The 19,052-nt window shown below is 37.0% G+C and carries 15 protein-coding genes and 1 tRNA gene; 5 read left to right on the forward strand and 11 right to left on the reverse strand.

Annotation, left to right across the window (positions count from 1 at the left end; all coding sequences use genetic code 11):
- The first annotated feature begins 159 nt into the window (after positions 1-159).
- From ESZ36_RS05310 to ESZ36_RS05330, 5 genes are read left to right on the forward strand one after another with little or no spacing between them, the layout of a single operon-like run.
- Positions 160-795: an XrtA/PEP-CTERM system exopolysaccharide export protein gene (locus tag ESZ36_RS05310; protein WP_146784527.1), complete on the forward strand. Its 636-nt coding sequence runs from the start codon at positions 160-162 to the stop codon at positions 793-795.
- A 52-nt stretch (positions 796-847) separates the two neighbouring features.
- Positions 848-2,437 (forward strand): XrtA system polysaccharide chain length determinant, encoded by a 1,590-nt coding sequence (locus ESZ36_RS05315; RefSeq protein ID WP_146784529.1) that lies wholly within the window; start codon positions 848-850, stop codon positions 2,435-2,437.
- Positions 2,438-2,439: 2 nt separating this feature from the next.
- Positions 2,440-3,333, forward strand: a complete 894-nt coding sequence (locus tag ESZ36_RS05320) for an XrtA-associated tyrosine autokinase (RefSeq protein ID WP_146784532.1) — start codon at positions 2,440-2,442, stop codon at positions 3,331-3,333.
- Positions 3,293-4,798: a TIGR03016 family PEP-CTERM system-associated outer membrane protein gene (locus ESZ36_RS05325; RefSeq protein WP_146784535.1), complete on the forward strand. Its 1,506-nt coding sequence runs from the start codon at positions 3,293-3,295 to the stop codon at positions 4,796-4,798. The genes ESZ36_RS05320 and ESZ36_RS05325 overlap by 41 nt, the downstream gene beginning before the upstream one ends.
- Before the next feature lies 1 nt (position 4,799).
- Complete coding sequence (locus tag ESZ36_RS05330; protein ID WP_146784537.1) at positions 4,800-5,840, forward strand: XrtA/PEP-CTERM system-associated ATPase; 1,041 nt, start codon at positions 4,800-4,802, stop codon at positions 5,838-5,840.
- Between the two features lie 18 nt (positions 5,841-5,858).
- Here the strand turns inward: ESZ36_RS05330 and prsR are convergent, their stop codons facing one another.
- The 11 genes from prsR to ESZ36_RS05390 form a co-directional block, all read right to left on the reverse strand.
- Positions 5,859-7,208 carry a PEP-CTERM-box response regulator transcription factor gene (gene prsR / locus ESZ36_RS05335; protein WP_146784539.1) on the reverse strand — a complete coding sequence of 450 codons (1,350 nt, stop codon included), beginning with the start codon at positions 7,206-7,208 and terminating at the stop codon, positions 5,859-5,861.
- A gap of 32 nt (positions 7,209-7,240) precedes the next feature.
- Positions 7,241-9,274, reverse strand: coding sequence for an XrtA/PEP-CTERM system histidine kinase PrsK (prsK, locus tag ESZ36_RS05340; RefSeq protein WP_146784541.1), 2,034 nt, complete (start codon positions 9,272-9,274; stop codon positions 7,241-7,243).
- Positions 9,275-9,659: 385 nt separating this feature from the next.
- Complete coding sequence (locus ESZ36_RS05350) at positions 9,660-12,734, reverse strand: efflux RND transporter permease subunit (RefSeq protein ID WP_146784544.1); 3,075 nt, start codon at positions 12,732-12,734, stop codon at positions 9,660-9,662.
- 13 nt (positions 12,735-12,747) lie between these two features.
- Positions 12,748-13,785, reverse strand: a complete 1,038-nt coding sequence (locus tag ESZ36_RS05355; protein WP_146784547.1) for an efflux RND transporter periplasmic adaptor subunit — start codon at positions 13,783-13,785, stop codon at positions 12,748-12,750.
- Between the two features lie 215 nt (positions 13,786-14,000).
- Complete coding sequence (locus ESZ36_RS05360; RefSeq protein WP_146784549.1) at positions 14,001-14,762, reverse strand: hypothetical protein; 762 nt, start codon at positions 14,760-14,762, stop codon at positions 14,001-14,003.
- A gap of 265 nt (positions 14,763-15,027) precedes the next feature.
- Positions 15,028-15,324, reverse strand: a complete 297-nt coding sequence (locus tag ESZ36_RS05365) for a hypothetical protein (RefSeq protein ID WP_146784551.1) — start codon at positions 15,322-15,324, stop codon at positions 15,028-15,030.
- 13 nt (positions 15,325-15,337) lie between these two features.
- Entirely contained in the window at positions 15,338-16,006 is a 669-nt protein-coding gene (locus ESZ36_RS05370; RefSeq protein WP_146784554.1) for a YiaD family glycine zipper/OmpA-like lipoprotein, read from the reverse strand.
- A gap of 293 nt (positions 16,007-16,299) precedes the next feature.
- Positions 16,300-16,376 (reverse strand) — tRNA-Arg (locus ESZ36_RS05375).
- 178 nt (positions 16,377-16,554) lie between these two features.
- Positions 16,555-16,734, reverse strand: coding sequence for a hypothetical protein (locus ESZ36_RS05380; protein ID WP_041737193.1), 180 nt, complete (start codon positions 16,732-16,734; stop codon positions 16,555-16,557).
- A 115-nt stretch (positions 16,735-16,849) separates the two neighbouring features.
- On the reverse strand, positions 16,850-18,280 hold the full coding sequence (locus tag ESZ36_RS05385; protein ID WP_146784556.1) for a hypothetical protein: 1,431 nt from the start codon (positions 18,278-18,280) through the stop codon (positions 16,850-16,852).
- Positions 18,280-19,020: an ABC transporter ATP-binding protein gene (locus ESZ36_RS05390; RefSeq protein WP_146784559.1), complete on the reverse strand. Its 741-nt coding sequence runs from the start codon at positions 19,018-19,020 to the stop codon at positions 18,280-18,282. Before ESZ36_RS05390 ends, ESZ36_RS05385 begins: the two co-directional genes overlap by 1 nt.
- Positions 19,021-19,052 lie beyond the last annotated feature (32 nt).

The following is a 19,052-nucleotide window of genomic DNA, read 5'->3' on the forward strand; positions in this document are numbered from 1 at the left end:
AACTTTTATACCGACAAAAAACAACGCTGATTCTAACAAAAAAACAACTAAAGTTAACGTTTAATTTACACACGTTAATTAACATTGCTAAAAGACAATAAAATACCATACAATTACACATCGTTTTTCAAACAAATTGTATTTAAAAAGGTATAAATTATGGATAATCGCTTTGCCAGCTCATTAAAAGTAGGTCTGCTATTGTTAGCAACTTTTCTTTCAGGCTGTAGTTCACACGATACTTTACCTAGTGCAACTTTGCATCCATCTAATACAGCCGATATAAATAGCTATAAATATTTAATCGGCTCTGGCGATGTGCTTAATATTTTTGTTTGGCGCAACCCCGAAGTTTCAGGTTCATTCGTAGTACGTCCAGATGGCATGATTACCACCTCCTTAGTTGAAGATATCGAAGTCTCCGGTAAAACCCCCACTGAATTAGCTCGCTCTATTGAAGAAATCTTAGCTACATATCTACGAGACCCTATTGTTACGGTCACAGTTGAAAATTTCGTTGGTCCTTTTAGTGAGCAAATTCGTGTTATTGGTGAGGCAGCACAGCCACGAGCTATTAATTATACTCAGCATATGACCTTACTCGATGTTATGATTCAAGTTGGCGGTTTAACCGAATTTGCTAATGGAAACGATGCAGTACTCATACGTATTGAAAATGGAGCACAAAGTCAATATCAAGTAATGATAGATCAGTTACTTAAAGATGGAGAAATAAGTGCCAATGTTGATATGTTACCGGGCGATATTATCATCATCCCTGAAGCTTGGTTTTAATATACCAAACACATAGTACATCAATAATTTAGCGCAAAATTAAAGGGTAGTAATGCAAGACATATTTGAAGAGATAATTGATTATCTAAAAGGAATTTGGTTAAAACGTCGTTATATCATCATAGCAACTTGGCTTATTTGCCCTATTGGCTGGTATTTTGTCGCTGCTATGCCCAATGTTTATCAATCAGAAGCAAGAGTATATGTTGATACCCAATCTTTATTACGACCTTTATTAAAAGGTTTAACTGTTGAGACCAATCCGAATACGCAAATTCGTCTTATGGTAAAAACACTGTTAAGCCGTCCGAATTTAGAACGTATTTCGCGTATGACAGATTTAGATGTACAGGCGAGCAATAGTGCTCAATATGAAGCAATAATCAAAAACCTAAAAGATAACATTAAAATATCAGGGGTTGGTCGACGAGAGAACATTTATACCTTAAGTATTGAAGATATAGACCCTGAAATGGCCAAGAATATTGTCCGATCAGCCTTGACTGTTTTCATTGAAAATACTTTAGGAGAAACTCGCAGTGACTCAGATAGTGCACAAAAGTTTTTAAATACTCAAATCAAAGATTATGAAAACCGCCTTTCAAACTCAGAAGCTAGACTGACAAGTTTTAAACAAAAATATAGTGGTATTTTACCTGATCAATCAGGTGGATATTATGTAAAACTTAATGGTAATAGAGAAAAATTAAAAGCAATTGAGTTAGATCTTTTAGAAAATAAAACTCGTCTTGATTCCGCTAAAAAGCAACTAGAACAATCTATTGTTGCTGACACTGGCAGTGATAATAAAATCAAAAGTGAAAGTTCAATACAAACCACTTACGATGACCGTATAAATGAATTAGAAGTTCAACTGGATAATTTAAAACTTCGCTATACCGACAAACACCCAGATGTCATCGAAATTAGCCGAAATTTAGAACATTTAAACAAATTGCGCAGCGCAGAGATTGAAAAGTACCTAGCACAAAATAATCAAAACTCTGGTAGCTTAAACCGTTTAAGTGCAAACCCTGTTATTCAAGAAGTACAAATTCAAGTGAATCAACTGGAGAACTTAATAGCCTCACTCAATGTTAGAGCTGATAATTACCGCCAGCGTATTATCGAGCTTGAAAATAGAGTGCATACCTTACCGGAAATTGAGGCTGAGTTAATTGCGCTAAATCGTGGATATGGTATTACAAAAGAGAAGTACGAAGAGTTATTATCACGTAAAGAAACTGCACAGCTAGCTCAACAAGCTGATGAAACTACTGATAAAATACAATTTCGCATTATTGACCCACCTCGTAAAGCAACTAAACCATCAGGGCCAAAACGCTTTATTCTATTTGGTGTAGTTACTCTTGTAGGTTTTGGTGTTGGCATTGGTTTGTCATTGTTAATGAGTCAATTGAACCCTGTTGCAACCTCTACAGCTCAATTATCTAAAATTACCGGCGTACCTATCTTTGGTGTTATCTCTGCCAATGAAAACTTAGGTTTACAACGATGGCACCAGAAGAAAACCTTCATTTTTATAGGCTCTAACTTGTTGTTACTCTGTTTATTATTGTTATTTGTCAGTTACTTTGTATTTCCTAACATTATTCAAGCACCATTAAAAAGGATCTTTTAGCCATGAGTACCATTGAAAAAGCCCTGGCTAAACAAAAATTAGCTCAACATGAAAAAGTCGACAATACTTCTGAACATGAAGTTAAAGCTGATAGTAATATTCAAGAAATAAGTAGCGTTTCGGCGTCTTTGGCAACAAAGAAAGTAAGCAGTAATAAAGAGAAAATAATATTAAATGGTGATAGGTTAAATGAACGTGGTTTTATTTATAGCCCTGACAGTGCTCATCATATTCAAGAAGAATTTCGCCATATTAAGCGAAAACTACTAAACAATGCTTTTGGTTTAGCTTCAAAGACACTGCATAACAGTAACTTAATTATGGTAACCAGCTCTCATCCTAATGAAGGAAAAACTTATGTAGCCATTAACTTGGCATTAAGCATCGCCCTTGAGCAGAATAAAACGGTACTATTGATAGATGCGGATGTATTGAGACCTAGCTTACATAGAGAACTAGAGTTTGAGAGTAAAAAAGGTCTACTTGAATACCTTCTTTCTGAAGTGTCATCGTTATCCGATATAATTTACAGTACTAACATCGATAATTTAAAGTTAGTTCCTGCCGGTAAGCCACATCATTTAACGAATGAATTATTGGCCAGTGAACGCATGGAAAGCTTAGCTAAAGAATTAGCAGAGCGCTACCCAGATAGAATCGTTATTTTTGATTGCCCACCAATAATTGGTGTGACAGAAACCCCTCTGTTATCTGATCTTGTTGGCCAAGCACTGGTTGTGGTTGAAGAGTCAAAAACTAAAACTGATGATGTTAAAACAGCGGTAAGTCAGCTAAATAGTGACATTGCTTTAGGCTTAGTAATGAACAAGACCATTAGATCTAAAAAGGATATATATGGCTATTATGGATATGGCTATGGCAGAAAAAATCAGTAAATTTCAACTAAAATTGCAAGGTTTTGCAATAGCGGGCTTACTTTTATCAGTCAGCTCATTTGCAGGCGAATGGCAATTTAATCCTAGTTTAGGACTTACCGAAACATATACCAATAATGTTGAACTGAATCAACTAGACAAACAATCGAGTCTAGTGAGTCAGTTCATTATTGGTGCTGATGCTATTTATAGTTCGAGAAAATTACAATTCTCATTTGCGGGCACAGAAACGCTTGCTGGTTACAGTCATAATAGTGAACTTAATGATGATTACCAGACTTTACGTGCTGATACTTCATACTCACTTTGGCAAAACAAGCTACAAATGATTGCCAGCTCAGCAATAACTAACGTTAGTCAAAACGATGGCAACAATAGTTTAGCCGATTTAGTTAGTGGTGATACCGTTCAGCAACGTAACCATTCTGCTGGTTTGCAATATAACACGGCTAACAGTGATTATTCACTTTCCTCTTCTCTCATCTACAGCCTAGTAGAAACGGAAGATAATATAGGTGAAAGTAATGGCTACACTGCATTAGTCAATAGTGAGAATGGTAATGCTGCTCGTTATGTTTTTTGGCAAGTAGATGGTTCATTTTCTAACAGAGAAAATGATGGTTTTACTAGTGAAAACTACCAATTAGAAACCAAATTAGGTGCTATAACGCCTTATAAAATAAACCCTTTTATTCGTTTATATAATGAAAGGGTCACAGGAAATTTAGCTGGTAGTAATCCTGATTCAATTCCCTCTTGGGGACCGGGCTTTCGCTATCAGGTAGCTAAGCACTTCATCATTGATGTATCGTACAACTATGTACGCGACAACACAGAAGCGAGTGATGACTACCTAGCCGCTGATATAGATTGGCAACCATCGTCACGTACATCACTAAAAGCAGGGTACTCTAAGCGTTTTTTTGGTGATTCTTATGAGTTAGACTTTTCCCACCGAACACGGCGATTAACCAATAACATTTCATATCATGAAACCATTGAAGTCTTTGACCGTAATAATTTTCAACAAAATACACCTGACAATTCACTTGAGCTAGCTGAAAACAATGAATTTTCGCTAAACAAACGCTTATCCTGGACGTCTCTGTTAGCTTTAACACGTACTACCTTTTCCCTAGACCTATCTAACCGTGATCGAGAAAGCTTAAGTACTGGTATCATTGATAATTACCTTGATGCGCGTTTTAGTGTTACTCGCCGTATGAGTACTAGAAGTGATATTACTGTCTATGTTGACTACAGCAAAAATGTTTTTGATAAAGATAGACCAGAAGGTCCAAGACAAGAAGATATTTATAAAACACTATCCACTACTTACAATAGAAGTCTAGCATCATCACTCAATGCTTTTTTAACGCTACAATATCTTGATCGAGCATCAAATGTTGAGCTTCTCACTTACACAGAAGCACGTGCTTCCATTAATTTAACAAAAGATTTCTAACATGTATGAAAGTTACTATGGTTTTAGTGAACGACCTTTTCAATTAAGCCCTGACCCTCGATTCTTCTTTGCTACTAATCACCATCAGCGTGCTTTATCTTATTTGCAATATGGCTTAGACCAAGGTGAAGGCTTTATTGTTATTACTGGACCTATTGGCACAGGTAAAACAACAATAGCCCGTAATTTATTAGCTAACATTGCCGATGAAAATATTGTAGCAGCACAATTAGTTACCACGAAATTAACACCCGACGAATTACTTGAGCTCGTTGCAGCTGAATTTAAAATTACTGTAACAGGTAACAGTAAGGCTGATGTCCTGCAAAGTATAGAAAAGTTCTTAATCAATTTGAATAAGCAAGGTAAGCGCGCTTTATTACTAGTCGATGAAGCTCAAAATCTACCCGTTGAAACGGTAGAAGAACTGAGAATGTTATCTAATTTTCAACTCGATAATAAACCACTTATCCAAAGTTTTTTGTTAGGTCAAGAAGAGTTAAAAGCCATTATATCTGCACCGGATATGGAACAATTTAGACAACGAATAATTGCTTCTGCGCACTTAAAACCACTGAATGCCGAAGAAGTAAAAAACTATATCAATCATAGATTAGCGCAAGCTAACTGCAATAGAGAAGCCTTATTCTCAGATGAAGCGTTTCAGCTTATTTTTGAAAAAACGCTAGGCGTACCAAGAAAAATAAACATCTTTGTTGACCGCTTATTATTGTTTGGTTTTCTAGAGGAGTTAAAGAAAATTGATTGTAATGCCATCAATGAAGTTGCCAAGGAAATGTCTGTTGAGCTGACCGGTTCACTGAGCGGAAGTGCCCTTGAAAATGATAACCAACACCAACCATTAGTCATAAATTCAACAGAACATGTTGAAAATATTAAAAATGTTTTACGCGAAGTAGAAGAAATATTAGAAAGTTCAATTCAACAGAAAGTTAAAATGACACGTTATATTGATAAGCTATTAAAACAAAAAAATCGTGAATTTGCTGAATTACAGAGTAAAACTGCTGATAGTAAATAACTATCAGCAACTTGGTAGTTAAACGTTAATCGCTATCTGATATTTTTCAATCAAAGAATAAAGCGTCGGTCTGGTAATACCTAATAATTCCGACGTCTTCGACATATTCCCATCCGTAAGCGCATAGGCTTTTTGAATAGCTATAGTTTCGGCTTGTTCACGCACTGCACGTAAATTTAGTGACAATTCATACTCTGCATTTTCTTTATCGAAGAAACCTAAATCAAAAGCCGTTACTTGATTACTTGTACTCATAATAACCGACGATTTAACTTTATTTTGTAATTCTCGAATGTTGCCAGGCCACTTATGGTGCCGTAAACCATATAAAGCATCATCAGCAAATGACTTTGCATTACGTTTATATTCAGCGGCATATTGCTGTAAAAAGAAATTAGCTAATATTAGTACATCTTCATCACGATCACGTAATGGAGGTATATTTAAAGTAATCTCTGTAATACGATAAAAAAGATCTTCACGGAACGTTTTTTCTGAAACCATCACTTCAAGATTTTGGTTGGTCGCACATATGACACGAACATCAACCGGTATTTCTTTTCGTCCACCTAAGCGTTCTATTATTTTTTCTTGTAAAAAGCGTAACAATTTTGCTTGCAAATGATAAGGCATATCACCTATTTCATCTAAAAATAAGGTCCCGCCTTGAGCACACTCTATTTTTCCTAAAGTTGTTTTATGAGCGCCAGTAAAAGCTCCCTTTTCAAAGCCAAATAACTCACTTTCTAATAAGTTTTCAGGAATTGAAGCACAGTTAATCGCAATAAAAGGTTTATCACTACGATCACTCACTTTATGAATAGCTTTAGCCGTAACTTCTTTACCAGTACCACTTTCACCTAGAAGCAGCGCTGTAATCTCCGTAGGAGCAATACGTTGCACCATAAGGCGTAATCTATCAATACTTTCACTACTACCAATAATGCCCGTATCACAGCCTACAATAGACTTCATACTACGGTTATCTGTCTCAATCCTTGCTAAGCTAAAAGCGCGAGAAACAATGACATTAATAACATCAGCATCAACTGGTTTTTGGTAAAAATCATAAGCACCCATTTCAATAGCTTTTAGGGCATTACTTCTATCATCGTTACCGGTAATAACAATCACTTTAGTATGGGGAGCAATTTCTAATATTTGTTTTAATGCCGCTAAACCTTCGCTAGCATTAGCAGCATCTGGCGGCAGACCTAAATCAAGTGTTACCACTTTAGGCTCATGACGTCTCACTGCAGCAATAGCACTTTCACGAGTATCAGCAAGTACTACTTCATAGTCAGCCAAACTCCATTTAAGCTGTTTTTGTATACCTAAGTCATCATCAACAATTAATAATTTTTCCATAATACTGCCATTTCCTTTATTTTTATTCTTTTTTAATCATTGTTACCACAAGGAATAACAAGTGTAAAAATACTACCTTCATTTTCAAAGCTAGTTACCTGTAAAGTGCCACCAATACTTTCAACAAACTGCTTAGCTTCGTAAACGCCAATCCCCATGCCCGCATTACCTTTGGTGGTATCAAAAGCTTTAAACAAACGGTTTTTAATAAAATCAATCGACATACCGCACCCATTATCCACAATAGCAATATGTAAATTGTTGTTTATCCTTTCTGCACTTATTTTAACCCAGCCACTTTCAATTGTCGCTTCTTGTGCATTCTGTAATAAATGATTTAATACTGAAGAAAACCTTTCCTCATCAATTGAAATCATTTGTTTGATAGCTAATTGAACACAAATATGTGGTAACTGTACATTACGCTGCTCAACTACCGTCTGAATTAACGTCTGTACGTCTGTACTCTTTTTCGTTGACTCTAGCACTTGCTTATTACGTAACTGTGTTAATACTTTATCAAGTCGCCCCGTTGCTGATTCTATGGTTTCAAAAACATCATCAATAAAATCTGGGTTATCTCTGTGACGTTTAGCATTACTATTAATTAACGCCAGCTGTGCTTGAATATTTTTTAAATCGTGAACTAAAAAAGCTGACATGCGATTAAAAGCATCAAACTGCTTAGCTTCAGCCAAACTCTCATTCGCTTCATTAAGTGACAAGTAATTACTGAGTTGTTTGGAGATAGAAAAGAGTAAATCTCTGTCTTCCCAATTTAATACGCCTTGCTCTTCGGGGAGTGCTAACAAGAAAAAACCGTAAACTGATTTATTCATAAAAATGGGAATGATTATATCAATATTCTTTTGCTCACATGCTCGAGCATCTAATTCTAAGCCAGGATAGCTATCCTCAACCATTGCCAACTCTCTAATATCGATAATCCAACCGTGTTGTTGACAGAATTCATCTACCGAAACTAAGAAATTTAATTCATTTTGCTCAAGCTCGAAGTTTTTCTGATAAAGAGGTTGAAAATGACTCGATGAGATTTTTTTGATTAATGCACCTTGATGAATGTTCAACGATGAACAAATAACATTGGTTGCAGTATGGTAGCAATCATCATTTTCACCAATTTCAAGTTGCTCAATTGACTTGAGCCATTCAACTCGATAATCATATTTATTAGCGAAAAAGTGTTTAGTGATAAACACCTTAACTTCTCTACGTAATCTATCAGTGATTAATAAGGCCGCTAAAACACAACCACCTAAAATAATGAACGCAACGCTTATAACGTCGCCCCAAGCACCACCAAAGTAATTAATCACGTAACCGGCTATAGCTAATAAGAGTAGATAAACACCTGAAATGAGTAACATTGAACTATAAAAAACCATTTCACGTGAAACGAAAACATCCACAGACCAGTCTTTAATGCGTCGAGTACTTACCAGGATTAATGGCATACCTATGGCAGTAATAAAACCCCGCGCATACCAGTAAGAAAAATCTAATTGGTTAACCATGGCCGCCTGAGCAAAAAGCACAAAGTCAAAAACAGTGGCCATGCCCAAGGCAATAATTAAAGACCAAATGGCCCATTTAACTTTAACATCGGCATTTCGGTATAACTGTTCAAGTAAAACAAGTAACCATAAGTTAAGTAATAAAAATAATGAAAACAGAAACTTCATACTTTCAGGTATAAATAGCGCAGCTCCCCAACAAAGCACAGATAAGCCGCTAAAGACTTGAAGGTATTGCTTAACTTTGGGATGGGAAATGAATGCTTTAACAGACGTGATATTTGATTGTGTACAAATAATTAATAGCGACCAAACGGCTACTTTAAAGGTTTCTATTGCCATGACGATAAGCAATGAAAAACCTTGTTTAGGTTGTAGTGCTGCACTAAGAGAGGAAGAAAAAACTAATATTGCCGCTAGTAGCATTAAACCACCGGCTAAGGTTTTATTACGTGCAGCTAAAAGCAATAAAATAAAAACTGCATAAGCACAGGCTGCTAAAAAATAACCTGAGGTGCCAATTACTTCCATTTATCAAAATCCTAAAATGTTGGTATTACTAAGGTGACATCTTTGTTGGAATAGAAATTATTATATAGTAATTCATCATGATGTCTTAGCTTTATTGGCCTAATTTATACCCATGTTACCTCAAGATACAGGATTCAGCTGGAATTAGAAGCGTCTTTAGGCAAGGTATTGATTGAAGATAATGGTTGTTCCCTTATCGAAATTAATAACGGAGCATAAAGCGTTTCTAAACCAGCCCTACGGGGATGTCTGAGAGAATAATGCTCTTCCTTGCATCTCTTTTTAAGGGAACAACCCTTAATAAAAAGATGCGCCTCGATCATAAATCGCACAGTCATCCTGAAACTCGCATCTTGAAGTATCATGGGTATAGCAATAAAACAGCCTAGCTAGCTCTATTTTCGGATGCTCTTTCGGTAAAGAGTTCAGTTAAAATAGGTACCAATAAAAAGCTCGAAAGTGCAGAAACACATAAACCAGAAATAAGTACCACACCCAGTGGCTGCCATAAACTGCCACCATATAATGTTAATGGAATTAAACCGCCTATGGTCGTTAGCGTGGTCAACAATATAGGAGTAAAACGAACAGCACTAGCCTTTAATACTGCCGAATGCTTGTCTAAACCTAAACGTAAATTAACATTGGTACTATCAATCAAAATAATGGCATTGTTAACAACAATGCCAAACAAACTGATCAAGCCTACAAAAGCCATCATAGAAAAAGATAACCCTGTTAAATACAGCCCTATAATAGAGCCTGCCATTGCAAAAGGGATTGAACTAAAAATAATCATTGGCTGCAAAATAGATTTAAACTGCAACACCAATACCGCAAAAATACCCATGGCCGTAATCAACATAACTTGTGTTAAGCCAGCAAAAGTCTTCTGTCGAGATTCTTCTTCGCCACCTAGAGTAAAATGCATACCTGCAGGCAGATCATACTGTTCAAGGTAATTAATCAATTGTTTAGTGATTTCGCCAACTGAATAACCGGTTTCAACATCGGCAGATACTTTAGCCATACGTAGCTTCTGGTAATGAAAGAAGTCACTGCCACCCTTTTTTAATTCCATGGTAGCAAGTTGCTCAAGGGGAATTGAAACCCCTTGATTATTGCTAATTTCAATGGCTGATAAACTATCAATACTGGGATTTTTTTGACGAATCATAATAGGATAATCTTCGCCGTTTATATCATTAAACTGGCCAACAGTCGTACCTGATAAAATGGTACTAATAGTTTTATCTAATCGTTCAACACTAACGCCACTCAATGCTGCCTGCTGGTAGTCAATCGTTAGCGCCAACTCAGTATTTGCCATACCAATAGGGTTATCGATATTTACAATACCTGATAACTGTCGCATTTTAGCCGAAAGATCATTGGCAACATGCTCTAAGTCAGTTAAGGATTCGCTTAACAAGCGAATAGCAATAACCTGATCGGTCACCGGACCCTGAGTAAACTCTTTAACAGTGATTTCCGCCTGCTGCCAGAGATTAAAATCATCACGTAAGCTTTTGACTAACGCCGTAACTTCATCTGCTTGATAATCCTTTAACACTAATAATGCTTGGCCAAAACGAATCATACCGCGCTTGGGTACTTCATTATAATAAATACGTGGATTTGAATTACCAATATTTAGCGCTACTTTATCAACTAAATCATACTGTTTAACATGCAGACGAACTTGCTGCAGTACCTTATCTGTATATGCTAGAGATGAATTACCCGGCGTAGTAACATTAATTAATAACATCGGCTTTTCTGCTTTAGGAAATAAGCTCACGCCTACTTGCCCAAACAAAGAAAACATAGCAACTAACATCAATAAACTAACAATAATAACAGCTGTTTTATTACGCATTAAAATCGTTAACGTATTGGTATAACTCTTTTCAGCAAACTTGTTGGCGTAATGTTGCAGGGTCTTAAATTTAACCTTTTTAGGTTTAGCGTCTTTTTCAATAACAACAAGTAATTTGCTGGCTAAAAGTGGGGTTAACGTTAACGCCACTAATAACGAGGCAAATAATACTAACACCACAGTTACTGGCATTGAGCGAATAAAATCGCCGGTATCACTTTGAATCATCAGCATTGGTAAAAAGGCTAGCATCGTAGTGATAGTGCCACTGGCTATAGCCCAAGCTACTTTACTTGTGCCCGATGCTGCGGCATCTTTTATATCTTTACCCAGCTTACTTTCTCTATGAACACTCTCGGTTACTACAATGGCGTTATCAACTAATAAACCCAACGCTATAATTAAACCAACAATCGACATTTGCTGTAAACCATAACCACTAAAATCAAGCCAACCAATAGCCATTAGGAATGAGATAGGAATAGCGAGGATCACCACTAACGCTTCTCTGAACCCCAAAAACAGTAAGGCCATCAAACCAACAATAACCAGACCTTGCGTTAAATTATCAAAAAAACCATTAACACGCACATTAACACTGTCAGCTTGTTGAAATAATTTAGCCAGTTTAAGTCCACTAGGCAAACTTTGTTTAAACTGCTCAACCTCTTGGTTTATTTGCTCAGTTAAGACAAATATATTAGTTTTTTCACGCTGCTCTACCGTAATAAATATCGCCGGTATATCATCAAAGTAAGCTAAATAACTCGGTTCGGCATCAGTAAAACTAACGCCCGCAATATCTTTAACTTTTAATACGCCATTCGCACTAGCGATGTTGTTATCACTAATAACAGTATTTTCAATATCAACTAATTGAGTAAAGTTACCACTGGCTTTAACATTAAAACGCCGTGTGCTGGCATCAACAAATCCAGGGGTTATATTTAATGCTCTACCTTGAAGTACTTGCGTAATATCAGTAAGCGCTAGGCCATAGTATTTTAATAACGGTAGATTAATATCTATCGCAACAATTTGTCTTGGATATCCCCATATGCTCGCCTTGCGAACACTTGCTATCGTTTCTAGTCGTTTTTCTAATAATTTGGCATGCAATTCCATCGTTTTGTAATTGGTCGGCTCAGACCACAAAGCCAACTGCATTATGGCAACACTGCTTGGTGTTGCTTTTAATACCAACAACTCCGCAATGCCTGCAGGTAAGTTAGGTCTTACAGTTGATACCGCCTGCTTTACTTTATTAAACGCAGCTTCACCGTCTGTGCCATAAAGAAAATCTATAGTAATTCTAACTGCACCATTATGGATTTTGGCTTCAATCTTTTTAATATTTTCAATATCAGCAATTTCTTTTTCAAGCGGATCAACCACTAAGGTTTCAATATCACTGGGTGAAGCACCAGGATAAACCACTTCAATTAAGGTGACCGGTAAATCAAACTGAGGATCTTCTGAGCGAGGCATATTCAAATAGGACACAACACCCACTAAAACCAACAATAAAAATATTGTTAAGGTGAATTGTGCATTATCTATCGCTAATCTAGGGAGTTTCATTGGTTATTTCTCTTTACTGAGCTTGATCTAGCGGCTTATTTTCAATTAACGCTAGATGTTGCCAGCCCCGTGTGACAATAGTTAATGGGGGAGAACTTGGCTGAGCAGATAAATAGATATATTCATTTGAAAGTTGTTTAATCAAAAATTCTTGCTGGCGATAACTTTTGGTCTCTGTTGAGTTCGTATCTAACACCATAACTAACGCTTTTCCTTGGCTATCAACACTATTAAGCGCCTCAAGAGGTAGTCGATAAGAAAACGTATCTGTCATAACCTCAGCTAATATATGCACTAATTGTCCAACAACAACTTGATTCACTTTTAAATTTTCCAATAATACTTCAATAGTAAATAAATGACTTTGTTGATCAGAAATAGCTGGAATTTTACTCACAGTGCCAGTAACTAAGCCATATTGCGTTAAATTCAGGTCTATTCTTTGCTGTAAATTAACTAGATTGACTTCCGATGCCGTTAAAGCGACACGTACTACTAAATTATTTTCTACTGCGGCTATTTTTAAAGCGCTTTGGTTAGGGCTTTGCAGTTCACCTAACTCAGTATATCGAGAGAGTACTACACCATCAAAAGGGGCAATCAACTGCGATTTAACAAGATTATATTGGGCAATTTTATGGCTAGCACGGGTCGTTTCAACTAAGGTTTTAGCATCATCTAGTGCTTGTTGTGAGCTTAACTTTTTACTGAGCAGCGTATTAATACGCCTAATTTCACGTTTTGCCTGTAACAAACGGGCATAACTAGCATTTTTTTCCGCGGTCAGTTCTTCGCTGTCAAGCTGAGCTAATAACTGGCCTTTAATAAAACTATCGCCTTCATCAATATTCAGTTCTTCGAGATAACCACTACTTTTAAAAGATAAATTTAACGTTCGCTTAAAAGTTAATTTGCCCGTGCGATTGATTTTCTTAACAATAGGTTCAGCTTTAATTGTTTTAGTTTCAAGTTCTTGCGCAAAAACAGGCGCACTTGAGAACAGATTGATAAAGCATAAAAAAGAAAGTAATCCGAAAAGGCGTGGTTTCATTGTAGGGTTATAACCGCAAATTTAATAAGAGATTCATAACTTTAGGCAGTTTTAGCCGTAAAGTATATAAATATTAATCATATGGTAAACATAAGTTTTACCGACCAAATAAACGGGCTAATTAATTAGCCTTTTATTGATTGATGACAGTAATATCGCGTAGCTAAAGCTTTTAACCTCAGCTACGCAGAGGGGATTCAACGACATGTTTGCCGTTAGAAATTAAAAGCTAGACCAACCACTGTACCGTGAGTGATGGTGTCATAACCAAAATATCCCTGTTGTCCTGCACTACCTTCTTCATAATCGACCCAAGTCGCTTTATATTTAAGGTCCAAAGTCATTAAATCACTAATTTTATACATAACGCCACTTTGAACAGAAGAAGTGAAGTCAGATCCAAGACCAAAACCGCCTATATCTGCTTGAGCTAAAAACGTCCACTTATCATCGATATTACTTATCCACCTAACACCAATAACAGGGTCTACCCAATCAGCCTCAACCTCTTTTTCAAAATTATTTTCAGGGCGAATTGCAAAATCAAGCGTTACGTCTATATCGTTATCCCACCACCTAACACCGGCAAAGTAATCAAGAAAGCCATCACCCAGTTTATTTCGATACAAGGCCTGTAGTTCAAGTACACCTTGACGAACGCTAACATCAGTAGAATTGCCATTAGCATCGGTTTTATCTCCGCCAAGGTCCATAAAGCCATAATCAAACACAACACCCCAACCTGAATCATGGTGAGCTTCAAAATGAACCATAGCTGCAGCGTCCAAATTATCTAATATGGTATCAAAATCAACATCCACATCAGCTTCGTTAGTACGACCAATGGTTGCATCACCTTTAATGGAAGTGACCATCAAATACGGCTCTAGTTGATAACTCCATTCTTGGGCAGACACACCGGCAGAATAAGTACCTATTGCTGAGAGTAGTAAACTTAATAAAACTTTATTTTTCATCTTATTTCCCTTTAATTTATTATCCTAAAATTTACTTGAAATTGAACTTATCCAAAGAGATGAACCTTGATGGATCATTATAGATGTTAATAATTATTAGGGATTAGATCAATTACATATCAACAGATATAATAATTAATTAGCGTGATAAAGAATTATGATGTTATGAGCGGTATGTATTATTTTTCAGTAGGTTCAGAAGATCAACAGTGAAGAGCTGCTGAAAAAGCAACCAGAGTGGGCTCACCCTGGTTACAAGAAGTTATTATATAGCTGGGCAGCCTTTCAGCATCAATGCAGTATTAACCCCAGTTTTTACCATACCGAAATAGCTGGCAGTATTTGAACTGTCGAAGTTGCTACTATCAATACCTACCATGTCAGTAATTTGTTGTAATGCGGGAAATGAATTTTTATCTTTGTCGTAAGCGTCAAAGGTCGTTTCAATTTTATCGCAAGTAAACATATTAGCCATGCCATCAGATGAGGCATTTTTAATAGCATTGCTAGTCTGGCATCCTGTCAACAACACTGCAGTTAACGCCACGATACTGAAATTCATTATTTTAATCATATTATGACTCAGCAATAGGTAATAAGGTTATCTCAACACGGCGGTTAAGCTCGCGTCCGCCAGCTGACTGGTTGTTTGCTACCGGTTGTGCTTCACCAAAGCCGACTATTTCTAAACGCTCACTAAGTATTTTTTGTCCACGTAAGTAATTGGCTACCGAGCCAGCACGATCTTCAGATAGCTTTTGGTTGTATTGAGCAGAACCGCTAGAGTCTGTATGACCAGAAACAACAACAAGTGTTTTATTATATTCTTCAAGTACTAGGGCAACAGAATTTAACACACCAGTAAAGTTGGTATTGATATTAGAGCTACTAGTAGCAAAAGTGATGTTACCTGGCATGATCAGGTTAATTTTGTCACCTTCACGTTGAATACTTACGCCACTATCTCGCAATTGCTTACGTAACTTCGCTTCTTGAGAATCCATATAAAAACCAATACCGCCACCGATAGCCGCGCCGCCTGCTGCTGCTGCAAGAATACGTTTATTACGTGTATTGCTATCTTCATCTTTATTGCTGATATAGGCGACGACGGCTGCTAGGCCAGCCCCCGTGCTTGCGCCGATAGCGGTCTTGCTGGTTTTGCTTTCCCCAGTGTAAGGGTCAAATGTTGTACAGGCTTGTAACAACAGTATGGCTGAAGCGGTGGTGATAATTTTTTTCATGAAGATTTCCTGTTTTGGCCTGATTGCTACTTATGTGAAGCTATGGCTGTTATTAATTACTATGCCCAAGCTACTTGAAGATGCTTGGGTATATATCGATGCTATTGCAGTTCTGTTTTTTTCATAGCTATTTAAGGCACAAAAAAACCCGATTAGTGTCGGGTTTAAATATTTACGAAAACGCGCATATCTATAGCGGACTAAATTTTAAAAACAACAGGTATAACATTTAAGATTCGCAATATAATTGTTAGCGTTGTGTTTTGTAATCTAGATAATAAAATTGCTCTAAATGGTCCACCCGACAGGAGTCGAACCTGTGACCTATGCCTCCGGAGGGCATCGCTCTATCCAGCTGAGCTACGGGTGGAAAATAAGAAATGGCATTCTATTAAAAGCCTCGAACGAATACCAGTACTTAATTCTTTTTGTTACGTATATTGATAAATTTATTCGAGGGTTGGATATAGACTTAATTTATCAACTTACGAAGAGCATGTTTTAGCACTTTGAAGCTCACTAATTCTATATATACTTTATTAAGTTAATTAAGAGGCTCGCTGGCAGTAATCATCATTATCTTCTACATACCTTTGAGCTTGTTTAATTGAGCCAAAATAATAAGTAAGTAATTTACCCCGTTTTTCACGTATGGTAATGGGAAAGTCGAGTTGTTGAACAACTTCAAGCCAAGTTTTAACGAGGGCTAATGGTGGTAGTTCTTGCATATTTTCATCCTTGAAAGTAATAACTAATAACACTCTACGTCAATTAATTATGTAAATCAAAGCCCAGATCCTCTTTATAATAACGCTGGGCATACCTTTTATTAAAGTGGCGGCTCTAGAAATAATATCTAAGACTGGCATAAACACTCAGCGGATAAGCCCCAAATTCAGAGCCAAAAGCGTAATCAATATTGGCGTCATTGGCATTATATTGTAAGGTATCACCATGACTTATATACACTCCAAAATCCGAGTATAAATTATCACTCCAGCTGGTCTCGCTACTGACAGTCAAAAACACAGAGCTATCACTGATATTATAAAATGCACTGGCGCTCACAGAAATCAAAGGCGAGGCTAGCCAAGTTAATGCGGGGATAAGATAGTGCTCACCATATAAATACACGCCAGCTTTCTGGTAGGGCGCTTGTGTGGCAAGTTCGGTGTAATCCTTAACACTATTACTGCCCGCACCATTATAGTGATACTCGATCATAATAATAACATCTTCATTTAACGCATAGTCTGAGCCGATTGAAGAACGCCAATAGTTATCAGTGTAGGCGCCAGCTGAGGGTAGGGTGTTAGCTGAAAAATTTTCTACCTTCTTATTTTTTATAATGTTGCTTTCTATTGAGTTATTGTCAGAAGTGTTACTTTCATAATCATTGCTGTGCTGCCAATCCATATAAGCGACTTCAAACCAAAAGCCAAAATCACCTATTGAACGCTCAATACCACCACCAAGTAACCAGGCATCATCCATAATAATAGCGATAGCTTCTATATCATTACCCTGAATAGAGTTTTTAGCCCGTAAAAATGCGGCACTGTTCTGTTTTTTACCGTCCTCTCCGATAACCAAACCCACATCTATCACAGCGAAGTCACCCACATCAGCTTTATAACGAATAGCATCAATACCAACACGATATTCTTGGTTAAGTGTTTGAATAGCGAAAGGGATAAATATATCGGTTGGATTAATAAAGCGAGCAGATCCAAATGACAAGACTTGTCTTCCAATCGTTAAATCTCCATATTGATTACTGTATTGATAATTAAATCGGTCAAGGTTTTGTAAAACCACGCCATGACTACCTACATCACTCAAAACGGCATCTAAATCTTTATAACGGTATTGATTACTAGCCGAAGAAACAGTGCCGCCAATAGCGCCTATATTGTCATTGGTATAATACCCAGCCATGTCACTGTTTGAGAAATACAACGGCTGTAGTTCGTAATCTATTTCGATATTGCCCTTACTTGTCGACAAATATGATGCCATTAAACGTAATGCATTTTGTGATTGAAAGTTACCAGGAATGGCTTGCGTTTGATTTAGACTGTTAATATTTTCAGTAGTGCTCTTTTTAGTATCATTGTTTTCAATAGAAACACTGTCTTGCGCCAGCGCATAACTTTTCACATAACCACTAAATGAAAAACTATCCGCATAACTGGTCATAGGTAAGATTAAAACACCAAATAGTTTTAACGCAAAACAAGCCTTAGCGGATAACCCTTGCACTAATTCCTGCATTAACTTCTGCGCTCATCATCAACAATGCACCCATCAACCAAACGAATAATACGTTTAGCTCGTTCCATTATTTTCGGATCATGCGTTGAAAAAACAAAGGTCATATTTTGTTTTTCATTTAATTCTTTCATCATATCAAGCAAGTCAGCGCCTGTTTTCGAATCTAAATTAGCTGTTGGTTCATCCGCTAAAATAATACTAGGCTTTGATACCATAGCTCGGGCAACAGCCACTCGTTGCTGTTGCCCGCCTGATAATTCGGCAGGGCGACGATCTCCCAGACCTTCTAAACCTACCGCATGCATAAGCCTATCTACCCGCTTGTTTCGTTCTGCTGCCGGAACGCCTTGCAGTAACATAATATATTCAATGTTTTCTCGGGCGCTTAACACGGGTATCAAGTTATACGCTTGAAAAATAAAACCAATATGATCACGTCTAAAATCTGACAATTCAGTGCCCGTCATGTGGTTAATATTTTTATTATCTAAAAACACATCCCCCGAACTGGGATTATCTAAACCACCAATTAATTGTAATAAGGTTGATTTACCAGAGCCAGAAGGACCGATAATAGCGGTGAATTCGCCTCGTTCAATAATGATATTGGCATCAGTCAGCGCTTTCACTAGCGTATCACCTTGACCAAACTCTCGACACAAATGAGTCGTTTCAATGATCGTATTTTGGCTAGCTATCACTTTATTAGGGGCACCAACAATATCTACTTGAGTTATCATTTAAATTTTTTCCTATTTACTCAGTAATTTGT

This window comes from Colwellia demingiae (assembly GCF_007954275.1).
Classification (GTDB): domain Bacteria; phylum Pseudomonadota; class Gammaproteobacteria; order Enterobacterales; family Alteromonadaceae; genus Colwellia; species Colwellia demingiae.

Coding starts and splice junctions, on each gene's coding strand:
- ESZ36_RS05310 (WP_146784527.1), top strand. CDS start 160: ATGGATAATCGCTTTGCCAGCTCATTAAAAGTAGGTCTGCTATTGTTA.
- ESZ36_RS05315 (WP_146784529.1), top strand. CDS start 848: ATGCAAGACATATTTGAAGAGATAATTGATTATCTAAAAGGAATTTGG.
- ESZ36_RS05320 (WP_146784532.1), top strand. CDS start 2,440: ATGAGTACCATTGAAAAAGCCCTGGCTAAACAAAAATTAGCTCAACAT.
- ESZ36_RS05325 (WP_146784535.1), top strand. CDS start 3,293: ATGGCTATTATGGATATGGCTATGGCAGAAAAAATCAGTAAATTTCAA.
- ESZ36_RS05330 (WP_146784537.1), top strand. CDS start 4,800: ATGTATGAAAGTTACTATGGTTTTAGTGAACGACCTTTTCAATTAAGC.
- prsR (WP_146784539.1), bottom strand. CDS start 7,208: ATGGAAAAATTATTAATTGTTGATGATGACTTAGGTATACAAAAACAG.
- prsK (WP_146784541.1), bottom strand. CDS start 9,274: ATGGAAGTAATTGGCACCTCAGGTTATTTTTTAGCAGCCTGTGCTTAT.
- ESZ36_RS05350 (WP_146784544.1), bottom strand. CDS start 12,734: ATGAAACTCCCTAGATTAGCGATAGATAATGCACAATTCACCTTAACA.
- ESZ36_RS05355 (WP_146784547.1), bottom strand. CDS start 13,785: ATGAAACCACGCCTTTTCGGATTACTTTCTTTTTTATGCTTTATCAAT.
- ESZ36_RS05360 (WP_146784549.1), bottom strand. CDS start 14,762: ATGAAAAATAAAGTTTTATTAAGTTTACTACTCTCAGCAATAGGTACT.
- ESZ36_RS05365 (WP_146784551.1), bottom strand. CDS start 15,324: ATGAATTTCAGTATCGTGGCGTTAACTGCAGTGTTGTTGACAGGATGC.
- ESZ36_RS05370 (WP_146784554.1), bottom strand. CDS start 16,006: ATGAAAAAAATTATCACCACCGCTTCAGCCATACTGTTGTTACAAGCC.
- ESZ36_RS05380 (WP_041737193.1), bottom strand. CDS start 16,734: ATGCAAGAACTACCACCATTAGCCCTCGTTAAAACTTGGCTTGAAGTT.
- ESZ36_RS05385 (WP_146784556.1), bottom strand. CDS start 18,280: ATGCAGGAATTAGTGCAAGGGTTATCCGCTAAGGCTTGTTTTGCGTTA.
- ESZ36_RS05390 (WP_146784559.1), bottom strand. CDS start 19,020: ATGATAACTCAAGTAGATATTGTTGGTGCCCCTAATAAAGTGATAGCT.